Raw genomic sequence first — 14,509 nt, forward strand, 5'->3', positions numbered from 1 at the left:
TTAACAAAAAGTGGGAAGATTGCTAGGCAATTTTCTTCTCTTTTTTGGTATGTTTTCTTGAGCGGTTAAGAATTAGTAAAGCTAATATTGAAAAGAAGATTGGACCTGCAATCATCCAGATTGTTGAGTTGTAATCACCTTCGATAGCCGGTTGAATGATCGTAAAAAAGTTTGCAAATCCAACTACTAAAATAACAAGAATGCTTGCCAATAAAGCAGATGAATTTGATTTTAAAATTTGGAATGGTTTATCGATTTGATCATTCCTTTTAAACATTGGATACGCAATACCTAAAAATATATAAGGTAATGTCATTGAAACGTTCGTCATTAACGTTATTTTATTAAAAAATGCAGATGCTCCTTGACCGCCAAAGGAAGTAAGGACAATAATGATTGAAACAATTGCGAATTGCACCCACATTGCATTGACAGGCATACCTTTTTCATTTGTATCTGAAAATTTTGTCGGCCATAAGTATTTAGGTGTGCCCTTGATGATTGTTTTTAATGGTGCATAAATTAATGTAAAAAATGCTCCGGTATATGCAAGAAACATTGATAAACCAGTAATTCTTGCAAACCAAATACCAATTTGATCGGCAGTATGTGTTGATAAATTAAAAGCTTTTCCAAGTTCTAATCCTAAATTATACATTAGAACATATGTTATATTTCCTAAATTCGTTGTGGTAGCACTTAAATCATTTGACCAGTTAATAAAAATACCTACTAAAAAAATACCTAACGAATATCCTACTGAGATAATAATTGCAGAAATCGTAATTCCTTTTGGAAAATTACGTTCGGCGTTTTCGGTTTGATCAACTAAACTGCCGATTGCTTCTAATCCGCCATATGCAAAGATTGCAAATACAACAAATGATAGAATTGCGAGGGTAGATAGATAATTTGGATTAGGTGAGTGAGCAAATGCTGTAGATATGCTTTTAATTGGCTGAGCAAATTTTCCTCTATTAAATAGAAAAATAAGGATACTTGTGATTAGTAAAACTATATTTAATGAGAAAACTGTAACGCCACCAATCGTTGTAACCTTACTAATACTTTCGATCCCTTTTGAAGCAAAATATGTCACAACTAACATCCAAAGTAATGCTAATAAGCCAATTGATTGAGTAGATGAAAGTCCAAATAATGAAAGGGATTGCGTTTTGTCTCTACCAAAAATAAATGTTGATAGGGGAATCCAAACCTTTGAAGAGACACTAACCATATAAATTACATAGGAAGAGAACCACATAAATGTTCCAATAAACGCGAATCTAGGTCCAACTGAATCTGCCATCCATGTATAAATACCACCTTCTGAATGCTTATATGCAGCTCCGAACTCAGCCATCATAAAGGCAAAAGGAATAAAAAACGTAATAGCTGAGAGTAAATACCATGGAATTGCACTATATCCCATTAAATAAAAAGCTGTAGGTATATTTCCAAAACCATATACAGTTGTAAATACCATTAATATTAAGCCAACAAGTGAAAGTTTTTTACTCAAGATCTCACCTCGTAATTAGTCGATTATAAATGAATAGTAATAGTTTCTTCAATAATCGGTAATTTATGAGGACTTAACAACCAGTCAGTTTTACTTATTTTTTAGAAATAATAAAGAATAGTTTCGTTCTGTTTTTCAAACGCTAAGTTGATTAATAAATACTTAAAATGGTTTTTTGAAAGAGAAAGGATGAACTAAATGAGCTTTAATGAAGTAGTATTAAGAGTTATATGCTCATTTTTTGTATTATTTATTTTAACGAGATTAATGGGGAAGAAGGAGATTAGTCAATTAGATGTTTTTACATTTATAACAGCTATTACAATTGGGAATATAGCAGCATCAATTACGACATCTAAAACATTAACTATTGGAGATGGGATCATTGGATTAGTTGGCTGGGCAGTTTTGACGATCATCATGGGATATTTAAGTTTAAAATCTAAAACTGTACGGCGAGTGATTCTTGGGGAACCAATTATTTTAATTAGACAAGGAAAAATAATGGAAAATGCATTAAAAAAAACTCGATTAGATACAGAGCAATTCCAAGGAATGCTTCGTAATGAGAATATTTATTCATTAAAAGATGTAGAGTACGCTATATTTGAAATCGATGGCAGTCTATCCATTATGAAAACAAAAGATGTTAAAACGAAAAAAAATAAAACATGGAAAAAAACTTTATTATTTCCGACTTCAACAGCAGTAGTAACTGACGGGGAAGTAAATGAAGATGCATTATCAAATTTAAACTTGGATAAAAAATGGTTAATGGCTCAACTTGAAAGGGTAGGCATAGAATCAATTTCAGATGTGTTTTTTGTTGAAGTACAAACCGATGGGTCGTTATATATCGACTACCGAGAAGATCATTTCAATGAAGAAGAAAATTAATTGACTCACATCCTAGAGTGGATATGAGTCAATTAAGTTTTTATCTAATTATTCGTAAATCGGAACCCAGCCTTCAGTAGTAACAAACAATCGAACAGCAACTACTTTACGATCCTCCGCTAACGTGAAGTAGTGGCGTACATTTGGTGGTACTGAAATTAAATCTCCAGGATTCAAATTAACATGGAAAAATCCTTCATTTCCTTCGATAATAAACGTACCGTGACCGCTAACAATGAAGCGAACTTCGTCATCTGTATGATGATGCTCGCGGTTGAAGTTTTTAAGTAATTCATCAAGATTTGGAGTTGCTTTTGAAAGAGTAATAATATCACTTGCTAAATAGCCACGTCTTGATGAAATACTGTTGATTTCAGCTTTAAAAGTTTCAAGAATCGTTGCTTTTTCATCATCTGATAAAATAAATTTTTCTTGTAACGAACTATGTAATTGTTCGATATTCCAATTTTCGTAAATTACACCTTGTTCTTCTAAATATGCTTTTACTTCAACATCACTTGTAATATGATAATCTTTTTTTTCTACCCAAATTGTTGCCATTCTTCATTCCTCCAAATTAGTTCTTTATAAATGTATTTTTTTGTATACCTTGTAGTGCGTATTGGAATAGAAACTCATAAGCTTCTAAATTTTTTTTAGCTTCAAATGCTGATTCGGCCCATACCGTTATACCGTGATTATGAATTAATACAGCACCATGATCATTCTTTATATGTGGAAGAAATTCATCTGCAAGAGTAGGGATATGCGCATGATTTTTTATAATTGGAATTGTAATTTCTGCATTTTCTTCCCATAGACCTAATGCTTTAATAATTTCGATACCTGAAAAAGATAACTCATCTTGATATGGAAAATCCTTTGTTATAAAGTTATTTGCTAAAGTGTGTACATGAAGAACGCATTTTGCATTTGTGTGTTGATAAATTAGACGATGCAAAATGGCTTCAGCTGATGGTTTTTTTGAATCATCCCAAACAGATTGGTCAAATTCATTAACGAGTAAAAAATCGTCATAAGTATGTTTAGTTTTATCTTTACCACTAGTAGTAACTAAAAAGTTCAAAGGCTCCTCATTTACTTTAATTGATAAATTTCCACTAGTTCCTAAAAACCAATCTCGATCAGCAAGTACTTTTTTTACTTCACGGATTTCATCATAATGTTTGAAAAAGTCCTTCAAACTAGCACCTCCTTCTCTAATGAAGCTCGAATATCATAGAAATTTTCAAAAGGAATGAAAGGTAAAGATAGTTCTTCACATTTATCTTTTAAGAAATCTCGAGCAAAAATTAAATTGGCTTCTTTTGCAATTTGTAAGTCTGTAATTGAATCGCCAATGACAATGATAAAATCATTTGATTCACTAAATTTTCTTTTAACAGATGGTTTACACATTCCACAATCATTCGTACAGTTTTCATCACAAGAGTGATCCCAATGAATTTTTACAGTTTGGCCTGTAAAGTCAGTTCGATTACATAAAATATCCGAAGGTGGAAGGTAATCCGCTAATATTGGATGAACGAAAAAATCTAGTCCGCCACTTACAACTTTTAACTCATATTGTTGAACGCTTACAAATTGAATAAAATCGCTAAAACCATTTCGAATGACAGTACGATCGATTACAAAATCGGTCATTTCTTGTTTTTTCGTTGAAGGAATTGTAGCAAACATTTTCTCTACGCCTTCTCGAATTGATATATTGCCATTTAACACTTCAATTGTTAATTCAATTACTGAAGGTGGAGCAAATTCTTTAACTAAATTAACGATATTGTCTCCCTCCGTAATTGTTCCATCAAAATCACAAAAAATCTTTATCGCCATTGTTGTTACCCCCAAAGTTGTAATGCTTTTTGTAGTGATGTATTTGGAAGCGCGTAGTCTTTTAACTCAACTCCAGATAATGTTGCTGAAATTGCTTCCCTAAATGCATTACCTCCACCGATTGGTCCATCCGGATGACCATGTACACCGCCGCCAGCGTTGATGACTTGTTCAATTCCAAAATCTTGAATTAATTGAGGCACAAGTCCTGGATGAATTCCAGCAGAAGGGACTGGGAATGTCTCTTTTAATCCATTTGATACTGTTAAATTTTCAGCGATTTTTAAAGCTGTCTCTTTTTGTAATGCAACTGATCCATATGGTGAAGGGAAAAGACTGAAATCTGCACCAGCAATTCGTAATAGTTTCCCTAGTAATAGTCCTGCGTCAATTCCATAAATTGGTGATGATGTAAACGCCCCCGATACAGCAGGATGAGCCATAATTGGAATATTAATTGATGGATCTTCTGCCAAACCTTGAAGGACATCAATTCCATACGAGAACACATTTAATAAAAATACATCAGCACCAGCTTCTGCAGCACGTAATGCTTTTTCTTTTAACTCATATGTACGGCCAGTTAAATTCACCGCATATAATGTTTTGTGTCCTGTTTTTTCATAAACTTGATTCAAAATATTTTTTCCGTGTGTGACGCGATCCGTAATCGATGTAATCGTGTCAAAAAGAATCTCGTCATCTTTTATTAAATCTACGCCACCTAAAGCTTGTTTTTTTAATTCCTCTGAAATGTATTGAATATCTCTGCCGATAATTGATTTAAAAATGCTCATTAATAAAGGTCGATCAAATACATCCAATTTCTCTCGAATGCCTTTAATACCAAATTTTGGACCCGGAAAAAGATTTAAAATGTCGTCAGTAAAATTTAAATCAATTAGTTTAATTTCACCATCAAGGGATAGCTTACCGAAAACGGTTGTTAAAATAGCTGGAAGATCAGCTGAAAAATTTAAGCTAGGATAATAGATTTCAATAATCCCTTTTGTCGGTTTATACCCTAAAAAGTTAACGATATTTTCTTCGCAATCTATTTCATGAACAGAAAGAACTTTGCCTTTATGCTTTTGTAATTGTATTTGATCATTTTGAGGTAAAGACGTCCAAGAACCAACCGTTAAACCTAGAGCGATTGATTCTGCCTTTTTTTCTAAATGATGATTTTTATCATAAACTTGGTAAGTTGCTATTACTCCACTCATCTCAAAACCTCCAAAAAGTTTTAATCAAACAAAAAACCTCTCCACTAAGGAGAGGTTTACCTACACCTTATCTGTCAGCAAATGCTGCGAGAATTAGCACCGTACTAGTTAACTAGCCGGTTGCCGGGTTTCATCGGGCTCGGTCCCTCCACCTACTCTGAATAAAGTAATATTTAATTTTGAATTCTTAATCTAATCGCATTATTTCATGAACAATCACAATTGTCAAACATTAAATTTTGAAAATATTTCAATCTCTTTTAATCTAGCAACTGCTTCCTTCAGTCTAACAGTATCGGATAGTAGGCCAACTCTTACATAGCCTTCACCATATTCTCCAAATCCATTTCCTGGAGCGACTGCAATATGTGCCTTTTCAAGTAATAGATCTGCAAATTCCTGTGATGTAAAACTTGATGGGATTTTTAACCATGCAAAAAACGAACCTGCTGGTGCAGTTACTTCCCATCCGATTTCGTGACAGCCGCTAATAAATACATTTCTACGTTCTTCATAAAGTGCCAATAGTTGTTTTACACTTTCTTGAGATTCAGTTAGTGCAGCAGCCGCAGCTTCTTGAACAGCAGGGAAGATGCTTACATAAAGATGATCCTGTAATAGATTAATTGCAGAAATAACCTCTTTATTTCCAACTGCAAAACCGATTCTCCAACCAGCCATATTATACGTTTTAGAAAGGGTATAAATTTCAATCCCGCATTCTTTTGCCCCAGGCGTTTGGAGATAACTTAAAGGTTTTTTGCCGTCAAAACCAAATGCGCCGTAAGCAAAATCATGACAAATTGTAATCTGATTATTTTTTGCTAGCTCAACAGTTTCTTTAAAAAATTCCTCTGTTGCTATAGCACCTGTGGGATTATTTGGATAATTAATAAATAATATTTTACTAGCATCCAAAACATCCTGAGGAATTAATTTATAATCTGGTAAAAATTGATTTTCTTCAAGTAATGGAAGCATGTATGGAACTGTTTTTGAAAGAGATATACCAGATAAATAGTCTGGATAGCCTGGGTCGGGCACTAAAATTGTATCTCCAGCGTCACATAAACAAAGTGGTAACTCCACTAATCCGGCTTTTCCACCGAATAAGATAGCTACTTCTTCCTCTGGGTCTAAATCAACATCATACTCTCGTTTATAAAACTCTACAACAGCATTTTTTAAAGAGCTCATTCCTCTAAACGGAGAATAACGATGAGTTAAAGGGTTTTCAACAGACTTTTGTAATGCTTTTATAATATGGTCGGGTGTAGGTTGATCTGGATTTCCTTGACCAAGATTAATGACATCATGACCATTTCCTATTGACTGATTCACTTTTTGGACGAGTGAAGCAAAAAATTGTTTTGGTAAATTGTTTAATAGTTTACTATGATTCAAGTTAATCACTCCAAAAATATAATAAAATTAATTTGAATAGATCGTTTCTTAATCGAATGATTTTCATGAACGACTGTTGCAATAACTTTCACCATCATATATGCTCGATTTAAAAATGTCTATAAAATTTAGAATAGGGTGAATAAATTGTGATTAAAATTGCGTGTATTCAATCTGACGTTATATTAGGTGAATCAAAGGCTAATTTAGAGAAAATGAAAACTAAAATAAACGAAGCTGTTAAAGAAAATATTCGTGTAATCGTATTACCAGAATTATGGACAACAGGCTATTGTCTGGAAGAAATTGGCTTGCACACAGGAGAACAGGAAGCGGTTATTTCTGAACTTCAGTCCATTGCAAAATCAAATAACGTAATATTGATTGCTGGTTCGTTTCCAATTGCAAGAGAAAATGGTGTTACGAATACATTAATTGTTATTAGCAGTACTGGAGAATTAGTAAAATCTTATGATAAAGTTCATTTGTTCCAGTTAATGAACGAGCATCATTATCTACAATCAGGTAAAAAAGATGGTCTTTTTGAAATCGATGGATTAACGGCGGCAGGTTTTGTTTGCTATGATTTGCGTTTTCCTGAATGGATTGGAGCTCATTCTCAAAAGGGTGCAGAAGTTTTATTTTTTGTTGCCGAATGGCCAATTCAAAGAATGAATCATTGGGATATCTTATTAAAAGCAAGAGCAATCGAAAATCAGTGTTATGTTGTTGCTTGTAATCGAGTAGGAAAAGATTTAGCGAATACATTTGGTGGAGGATCAATGATCATTGACCCTTGGGGAGAAGTAGTAACCAAAGGCAGCACAAATGAAGAAATCGTTTTTGGCGAAATTGATCCAAAAAAAGTCGATGAAATACGCGGTACAATTCCTATTTTTGAAGACAGAAAAGAAGAAATTTACAAAAAGTTTTAAAAAAGTAATTGACAAATTAAAAATCTATAAACTAAAATACGATTATAAAATCAAATATGCGAACTCTTATTTCGAGTAGGCGGAGGGATTTGGCCCGACGATGCCCAGCAACCGACCGTAATACCATTGTGAAATGGGGCGTATTGTTTACGCCTGAGCTTAAATGCTCAGTAAGGCACGGTGCTAATTCCAACAGAAAAGAAATTTTCTGGTAGATAAGAGACGAAAGCCAATTAGTATTGCCTCTTTTCGTCTCGGAAAAGAGGCTTTTTATTTTGCAAAATTCAAGGGGGATGAATTTAGTGACTGTCATTGAACGAAAAGAATATAGACCATTAACAGAAGCAACTGCAATTACTTATTTACAAAAACTTGGCTATTTTAAAGATGAACTATGTGAATGTATCGAAATTGGTGATGGGAATTTAAATTTAGTGTTTAAAGTAAATCCAGTAGGAAGCAAGAAAGGGTTAATTATCAAACAGGCTCTACCATACGCAAAAGTTGTTGGGGAAAGCTGGCCACTTACATTAAAGCGAGCTACGATCGAGAGTAATGCGACAAAAATCTACAATGAGTTAATCCCATTACATGCACCAAAAATTTTAGAACATGACGAAGATCAAGCTGTAACTGTAATGGAGGATCTTTCACATTTACAAATTTTACGAAAAGGTTTCATTGAGAAAAAAAGCTATCCGTTTTTAGCTGAACATATCGGTGAATTTTTAGCAAAGTCATTATTTTTCACTTCAGACTTTGGAACTTCACCAGCTAAGAAAAAAGAGCTAGAGTATCTTTTTAATAATCCTGACTTATGTGATATAACAGAAAATCTTGTATATACAGATCCATTTTTTAACAGTGAAACAAATAGTTTTGAAGAAGAATTAACAGATGAAATTCAAGAACTATGGAATGATGCAGATCTACAAATAGAGGTTGCGAAACTAAAATTAGATTTCTTATCGAAAAAAGAAGCATTATTACATGGTGATTTACATACGGGAAGCATTTTCGTATCTGAAACAGAAACAAAAATAATTGATCCGGAATTTGCATTTGTCGGACCAATCGGATTTGATTTAGGGCAAATTCAGGCAAATTTACTTTTTCAACTTTTCAGCCGTACTGAATTAAAAGACGAAATTATTGAACACATTTTAAACGTTGAAAAAGTTTTTAATGAAACATTTATTCGACTATGGGAAGAGCATAGTGTTAGACCATTTAATCAAAAAGCTCTAATTAAAGAAAAAATAGAAGGTTATTGGGTGGATGCAATTGGGGTTATTGGATGTGAATTAATCCGCAGAAGTATCGGTCTTGCTCACGTTGAAGATATTGATTCACTGGAACAAAATCAAAAAATTGAAGCAAAGAAAAAAGTCTTAAAATTCGGAGTATATTGTATAAAAAATAGATTTACTATTAGAAATATTGGAAATTTACTTAATGGATTGGAGTAATAATTGATGACTACATTACAGCAAATACCTGAATCATTACAATGGAACGGTGAAAGTTTAAAAATTTTAGACCAAACAAAATTACCAACTGAAATATACTATTTTGATGCAACGACATTAGTAGATGTACGTGAAGCAATCGTAAAGTTACAAGTAAGAGGAGCACCAGCGATTGGTTTAGCTGCAGCATATGGACTTTATTTAGGTGTTCGAGAACTTGAAACTGAACAAATTGATGAATTTCATCAACAAGCACGATTATTAGCGGATGAACTAATTAGTGCTAGACCAACTGCAGTAAATTTAGCATGGGCCGTTGAAAAACTAATTAGCTCTAGTAAAGTAGCAGTGACTGTATCCGAAGCTAAATTAATCATCATGGAAGAAGCAATTAAATTACATGTAGCAGATGAGGCAACTTGTAAAGAAATCGGTGAAAACGCTTTAACATTATTACATGACGGGGTAGCAGTATTAACTCATTGCAACGCAGGGAGTATTGCGACAAGTCGATACGGAACAGCTTTAGCTCCACTTCACTTAGCAAAAGAAAAAGGCTGGGAAATTTCGGCTTATGCAACAGAAACTAGACCAGTATTTCAAGGTGCAAGACTAACCTCTTGGGAAATGAAGCAAAGTGGTATCCCGGTTACATTATTAACTGATAATATGGTCGGCTACTTATTACAAAATAAAAAAGTAGATGCAGTTATTGTTGGAGCTGATCGCATTACTGCTAACGGAGACACTGCAAATAAAATTGGAACATTACAATTAGCAATTTTAGCTAACTTTTACCAAATCCCATTTTATGTAGCTGCTCCTTTATCAACAATCGATTTAACAATCGAAACAGGGAATGAAATTGTAATTGAACAACGCGATCGTACTGAAGTAACGCATATCGGAAATGTTCAAATTGCCCCTGAAGGAATCAATGTACTTAACCCAGCGTTTGATGTAACACCGAATGAATTAATAACGGCGATTATTACAGAAAAAGGAATTGTTTCAAGTAATTATAAAGAAACGTTTAAAAGTTGGGAGCAAGAGTAATGAAAAAAATTATTGCAACACTATCAATCGCATCTGTATTATTAACAGCTTGTGCAAATGAACAAAATGTTGTTTCAACCAAAAAATCTGAAAATGCTAGTACTGAAGTAAAGAAAGTATCCGCAAGTAGCAATGCTGAAATTCCTGAAGCAATAAAAAAGAAAACAAAAATTGCTTTAATTATGGAGTTTTCAATTGGAACTTTTTCTTCACAATATATCGATGGCGTAAAAAAACAAGTTGGGAAATTTGGCGGAGAAGTACAAGTATATAATGCTGATAATGATTTAGCAAAGATGGCCTCCAATTTAGATACAGCCGTCAATTCTAAGGTTAATGGAATTTTAATCGATCATGGGCGAAAAGAAACATTAGAAAAAGGTGTAAAAAAAGCGTTAGCTGCAGGCATTCCAGTTGTTTCTTTTGATAGTGATTTAAATATTCCTGGTGTTACAGTAATTGACCAAGATGACTACAGTTTAGCATGGAAAAGTTTAAAGAGTTTAGCAGAAGGATTAAACGGAAAAGGGAATATCGCAACAATTTGGGTAGGTGGTTTCACACCGATGGAGCGCAGAAAAGTTATTCTTGATGCATTTTATAAACGTTATCCGAATATAAAAGAGGTTGCCAGATTCGGAAAAGCAAGTAGTAATACGATGCTTGATACACAAGCTCAGGTAGAAGCTTTATTAAAGAAATATCCTAAAGGTCAGCTTGATGCTATTTTTGCAACTTGGGATGAGTTTGCAAAAGGAGCTACTAAAGCAATTCAACAAGCTGGACGTAATGAAGTAAAAGTTTACGGAATTGATTTAAGTGATGAAGATCTTCAATTAATTCAGGAAAAAAATTCACCGTGGGTTACTTCAGCTGCAAGTGATCCGGGAGAGATTGGAGAAGTTCAATCTAGATTCCTATATCAAAAAATAGCTGGAGAAGAAACGCCAGATATTTATTCTTTAGAACCTAAATTAATAGAGAAAGAGGAGCTTCCAAATACTCCAATTAAAGTTAGTGATCTAAGAAAATATAGTAATAACTGGATACCTTCACAAGCTGCAACTTCACCATGGATGGAGAAATTAGATAAGGGGAACTAAAGATGACTATTAAACTAGAATCTGTATTTTTTAGTTATGGAGAATCAGAGGTACTAAAAGATATTAATTTTACAGTCAAACCTGGAAAAATAGACGGTATGGCTGGTTTAAATGGTGCAGGTAAAAGTACGTTAATGAAGATTCTAGCTAATAGAATTCAACCAACAAATGGTAAGTGTAAAGTAAGTGAAAATTCAACAATAGCATATGTCCCTCAAGAAGTTGATGAGGGACTTGTGCAAGGATTAACTGTAATTGAAAATTTAATAATTGCTTTGAATAGAGAAATTAAGAAATTCTTCTTCTCAAAAAAGAAAAGTGTTGAATTTGTTCAAAATCGACTTTCAAAATGGAATTTGAATCTACCATATTACAAACAAGTAAGTGATTGTTCAATTTATGAAAAACAAATTATTTTAATTTCAAAAGCACTACTAAATGATGCATCCTATTTCCTATTTGATGAGCCCACTTCTTCCCTAGGAAATACTGAAAAAGAGCAATTTTTCTCATTCTTACATCATTTGAAAAAAATGGGGAAAGGTATTGTCGTCATTTTACACTCAATTGATGAACTTATTAAATTTACTGATGAATTAACAGTATTAAGAAGTGGAGAAATCGTGTATCAAGGTATCTCATCGACATTATCTGTTGAAGAAATAATTGGACAAATGTCTTCTGGTAAATTTACATTTAAAAAAACAATAAAAGAGTGCAATGAACCAGCTTTTCAGTTTCGTAATATCCGATTAAGTGAAACGAAACCTTCTATTAATATAGAAATAAATAAAAATGAAGTAATTGCCATTTATGGTGCAAATGGAAATAAGAAAACGAGTTTAGCAAAAACAATATGGGGCAATCGAAGCCAATATGAATTAATAATAGGAAGAAACTCATTTTTGATCAAGTCTCCTCAGCATGCATATAAAAAAGGAATTGCATTTGTACCAGAGGATCGAAGAAAAGAAGGGTTATTTCTAAATCACTCGATTAGAGAGAATATCTCGTTCAAAAAAAGAGGTTGGATAAACAAAAATCTCGAAATTGAGAGTTCTCAATTCTTAATCAATACTTTAAGTATTTTTCCAAAGGACACTGAAAAAGGAATTTTACATCTTAGTGGAGGAAATCAGCAAAAAGTAAGTATAGCAAAATGGATCTCACCGAATTTGAAGTGTCTTATATTAGATGAACCACTAAAAGGTGTTGATATTTATGCTAAACAACATATTTTCCAATACATTGATGAATTTTGTGCTAACGGTGGTTGTGTTATTTATTTCACGAATGATATTGAAGAAGCTAATGTGATAGGAGACAAAATATATACAATTATACAAGGTGAGTTATTGGAGGGTATACAATGACGCAATGGGCACAAACACAAGGTAAAAGATTATTTTTGGATTTTGGAGCGGTATTGCTACTTCTAGTCGTTATTGCATTTTTTTCAATGACATCGAATTCCTTCTTATCTTATAGTAATATTTCTGATATTTTAAGATCGATTTCAATCGTAACATTACTGGCGATTGGAGTTACGTTTAGTTTAATCATTGATGGTTTAGATTTATCAGTTGGATCAACCGCGAGTTTAAGTACGGTTACAGCTGCTTATTGTTTAATTGTTTTTAGACAAGAGCTATTAATTACACTTTTAATTCCAATTGTTTTTGGTTTTATAGTTGGATTATTAAACGGTCTGTTTATAACGAAAGGGAAATTACCGGACTTATTAGTTACTCTTGCTATGATGTTTGTTGTAAATGGTTTACATTTAACCTTAACAAAAGGTTCCTCGATTTATGAAGGAATGACAATTAATAATGAAGCAACTACAGGTCATTTTATTCCTTCGTTTTTATATCTTGGGCAAGGTTCATTTTTTAATATCCCAGTTGCAGTCATAATAATGATAATTTGTATATTAATTACACACTTATTTTTAGAAAAGACTACTTGGGGTAGAGTATTCTTCTTTATTGGAGGAAATAAAAATGCTGCACACTTATCAGCAATACCAGTAAACAAGTATCGAGTTTATGCCTATATTATTAGTGGGCTTTTTGCATCACTTGGAGGGATTTTACTTGCTAGTCGAGTGGGTACAGGGCAAGTTTCAGCAGGTACACCATTATTAATGGATAGTATTACAGCGGCATATATAGGAATCGCTATGTTTGGAAAAGGGAAACCAAATATAATCGGAACATTTTTAGGTGCGTGCTTAATGGGGATCCTTTTAAACGGATTCACGATGTTAAACGTACCATACTATGCGCAAGATATTATTAAAGGTATTTTATTATTAATTGCAATTTTGTTAGCCAAAAAAATTAAGAATTAGCATTCAGACTGACCGAATTCGGATTAGCGGTGAATGATAAATTGTCAAATCGAAGGACTAGTCAAATAACATAATATTTGAATACAAACCGTTATAATCTCCAAACTAATGGAGATTATTTTTTTTTAATAAAATAGTAGAATTTTAACTAATATTGCATAGAATAAAAAACAAATATTTTCATGTTAGATTTTCTGACATCGTATTGACAGATTATCTAACATGAAATAAAATACTTATAGATGAACGAAAGGAGCATTGCTATGAATGATCAAGTAAGACGCTCAACGCCACTTTTCCCAATCGGAATAGTCATTTCGTTAACTGAATTATCTGCAAGGCAAATTCGATATTATGAAGAGCATGATTTAATTCGTCCAGCTCGTACTGAAGGTAATCGTAGATTATTTTCTTTCAATGATGTCGATCGATTATTAGAGATAAAAACTTTTATAGAACAAGGCTTGAATTTAGCAGGAATTAAAGAAGTACTCAATTTAAAATCGTCAGAAAAATCCAAAGAAACAGTGGTTCAACAAGTCATTGTTGAAAAATCAATATCAGATGAACAGCTTCGAAAAATGCTTCGTCAAGAGTTATATCAAAATGGTAAATTAGGTAGAACTTCTTTACGACAAGGAGATATGTCTCGATTCTTTCATTAAGTTATTGATTAAGTCTGGATTATTC

Annotated in this window: 14 protein-coding genes and 2 riboswitches; of the genes, 8 read left to right on the forward strand and 6 right to left on the reverse strand. The window is 33.0% G+C overall.

Annotation, left to right across the window (positions count from 1 at the left end):
• Positions 1 to 22: 22 nt before the first annotated feature.
• Entirely contained in the window at positions 23 to 1,522 is a 1,500-nt protein-coding gene (gene yjeM, locus COI44_RS07240; RefSeq protein WP_286163808.1) for a glutamate/gamma-aminobutyrate family transporter YjeM, read from the reverse strand.
• A 198-nt stretch (positions 1,523 to 1,720) separates the two neighbouring features.
• Between yjeM and COI44_RS07245 the strand changes: the two genes are divergently transcribed.
• Positions 1,721 to 2,419, forward strand: a complete 699-nt coding sequence (locus tag COI44_RS07245) for a DUF421 domain-containing protein (protein ID WP_098427326.1) — start codon at positions 1,721 to 1,723, stop codon at positions 2,417 to 2,419.
• 48 nt (positions 2,420 to 2,467) lie between these two features.
• Here the strand turns inward: COI44_RS07245 and COI44_RS07250 are convergent, their stop codons facing one another.
• The 5 genes from COI44_RS07250 to COI44_RS07270 all read right to left on the reverse strand — a co-directional run bounded on the left by COI44_RS07250 (position 2,468) and on the right by COI44_RS07270 (position 6,909).
• Entirely contained in the window at positions 2,468 to 2,980 is a 513-nt protein-coding gene (locus tag COI44_RS07250) for a cupin domain-containing protein (RefSeq protein ID WP_098427327.1), read from the reverse strand.
• 16 nt (positions 2,981 to 2,996) lie between these two features.
• A complete protein-coding gene (locus COI44_RS07255; RefSeq protein ID WP_098427328.1) occupies positions 2,997 to 3,623 on the reverse strand; it encodes a methylthioribulose 1-phosphate dehydratase in 627 nt (208 codons plus the stop codon).
• On the reverse strand, positions 3,620 to 4,273 hold the full coding sequence (locus tag COI44_RS07260) for a 2-hydroxy-3-keto-5-methylthiopentenyl-1-phosphate phosphatase (protein ID WP_098427329.1): 654 nt from the start codon (positions 4,271 to 4,273) through the stop codon (positions 3,620 to 3,622). Before COI44_RS07260 ends, COI44_RS07255 begins: the two co-directional genes overlap by 4 nt.
• A gap of 5 nt (positions 4,274 to 4,278) precedes the next feature.
• Positions 4,279 to 5,499, reverse strand: coding sequence for a 2,3-diketo-5-methylthiopentyl-1-phosphate enolase (locus tag COI44_RS07265; RefSeq protein ID WP_098427330.1), 1,221 nt, complete (start codon positions 5,497 to 5,499; stop codon positions 4,279 to 4,281).
• Between the two features lie 64 nt (positions 5,500 to 5,563).
• Positions 5,564 to 5,667, reverse strand: a riboswitch (SAM riboswitch).
• Between the two features lie 57 nt (positions 5,668 to 5,724).
• Positions 5,725 to 6,909, reverse strand: coding sequence for an aminotransferase class I/II-fold pyridoxal phosphate-dependent enzyme (locus COI44_RS07270; protein WP_483295473.1), 1,185 nt, complete (start codon positions 6,907 to 6,909; stop codon positions 5,725 to 5,727).
• A gap of 146 nt (positions 6,910 to 7,055) precedes the next feature.
• Here COI44_RS07270 and COI44_RS07275 point away from each other — a divergent pair, with 146 nt between their 5' ends.
• The 7 genes from COI44_RS07275 (at position 7,056) to COI44_RS07305 (ending at position 14,484) form a co-directional block, all read left to right on the forward strand.
• Complete coding sequence (locus COI44_RS07275) at positions 7,056 to 7,838, forward strand: carbon-nitrogen family hydrolase (RefSeq protein WP_142329240.1); 783 nt, start codon at positions 7,056 to 7,058, stop codon at positions 7,836 to 7,838.
• A 63-nt stretch (positions 7,839 to 7,901) separates the two neighbouring features.
• Positions 7,902 to 8,060, forward strand: a riboswitch (SAM riboswitch).
• Positions 8,061 to 8,131: 71 nt separating this feature from the next.
• Entirely contained in the window at positions 8,132 to 9,307 is a 1,176-nt protein-coding gene (gene mtnK / locus COI44_RS07280) for an S-methyl-5-thioribose kinase (RefSeq protein ID WP_098427484.1), read from the forward strand.
• Between the two features lie 6 nt (positions 9,308 to 9,313).
• A complete protein-coding gene (gene mtnA, locus COI44_RS07285) occupies positions 9,314 to 10,363 on the forward strand; it encodes an S-methyl-5-thioribose-1-phosphate isomerase (protein ID WP_098427332.1) in 1,050 nt (349 codons plus the stop codon).
• Positions 10,363 to 11,466 (forward strand): sugar ABC transporter substrate-binding protein, encoded by a 1,104-nt coding sequence (locus COI44_RS07290; protein ID WP_097978780.1) that lies wholly within the window; start codon positions 10,363 to 10,365, stop codon positions 11,464 to 11,466. Before mtnA ends, COI44_RS07290 begins: the two co-directional genes overlap by 1 nt.
• 2 nt (positions 11,467 to 11,468) lie before the next feature.
• Entirely contained in the window at positions 11,469 to 12,839 is a 1,371-nt protein-coding gene (locus tag COI44_RS07295) for an ATP-binding cassette domain-containing protein (protein ID WP_098427333.1), read from the forward strand.
• Positions 12,836 to 13,819, forward strand: coding sequence for an ABC transporter permease (locus COI44_RS07300; RefSeq protein ID WP_098427334.1), 984 nt, complete (start codon positions 12,836 to 12,838; stop codon positions 13,817 to 13,819). Before COI44_RS07295 ends, COI44_RS07300 begins: the two co-directional genes overlap by 4 nt.
• Positions 13,820 to 14,082: 263 nt before the next feature.
• Positions 14,083 to 14,484 (forward strand): MerR family transcriptional regulator, encoded by a 402-nt coding sequence (locus COI44_RS07305; protein ID WP_056470089.1) that lies wholly within the window; start codon positions 14,083 to 14,085, stop codon positions 14,482 to 14,484.
• The last annotated feature ends 25 nt before the right edge of the window (positions 14,485 to 14,509 follow it).

It is taken from the genome of Bacillus sp. AFS088145, from assembly GCF_002564465.1.
GTDB lineage: Bacteria > Bacillota > Bacilli > Bacillales > Bacillaceae_G > Gottfriedia.

Bases quoted from the DNA above. Each gene is read 5' to 3' on its own strand.
- COI44_RS07245 (WP_098427326.1), top strand. From the start codon at position 1,721: ATGAGCTTTAATGAAGTAGTATTAAGAGTTATATGCTCATTTTTTGTA.
- COI44_RS07250 (WP_098427327.1), bottom strand. From the start codon at position 2,980: ATGGCAACAATTTGGGTAGAAAAAAAAGATTATCATATTACAAGTGAT.
- COI44_RS07260 (WP_098427329.1), bottom strand. From the start codon at position 4,273: ATGGCGATAAAGATTTTTTGTGATTTTGATGGAACAATTACGGAGGGA.
- COI44_RS07265 (WP_098427330.1), bottom strand. From the start codon at position 5,499: ATGAGTGGAGTAATAGCAACTTACCAAGTTTATGATAAAAATCATCAT.
- mtnK (WP_098427484.1), top strand. From the start codon at position 8,132: ATGAATTTAGTGACTGTCATTGAACGAAAAGAATATAGACCATTAACA.
- mtnA (WP_098427332.1), top strand. From the start codon at position 9,314: ATGACTACATTACAGCAAATACCTGAATCATTACAATGGAACGGTGAA.
- COI44_RS07290 (WP_097978780.1), top strand. From the start codon at position 10,363: ATGAAAAAAATTATTGCAACACTATCAATCGCATCTGTATTATTAACA.
- COI44_RS07295 (WP_098427333.1), top strand. From the start codon at position 11,469: ATGACTATTAAACTAGAATCTGTATTTTTTAGTTATGGAGAATCAGAG.
- COI44_RS07300 (WP_098427334.1), top strand. From the start codon at position 12,836: ATGACGCAATGGGCACAAACACAAGGTAAAAGATTATTTTTGGATTTT.
- COI44_RS07305 (WP_056470089.1), top strand. From the start codon at position 14,083: ATGAATGATCAAGTAAGACGCTCAACGCCACTTTTCCCAATCGGAATA.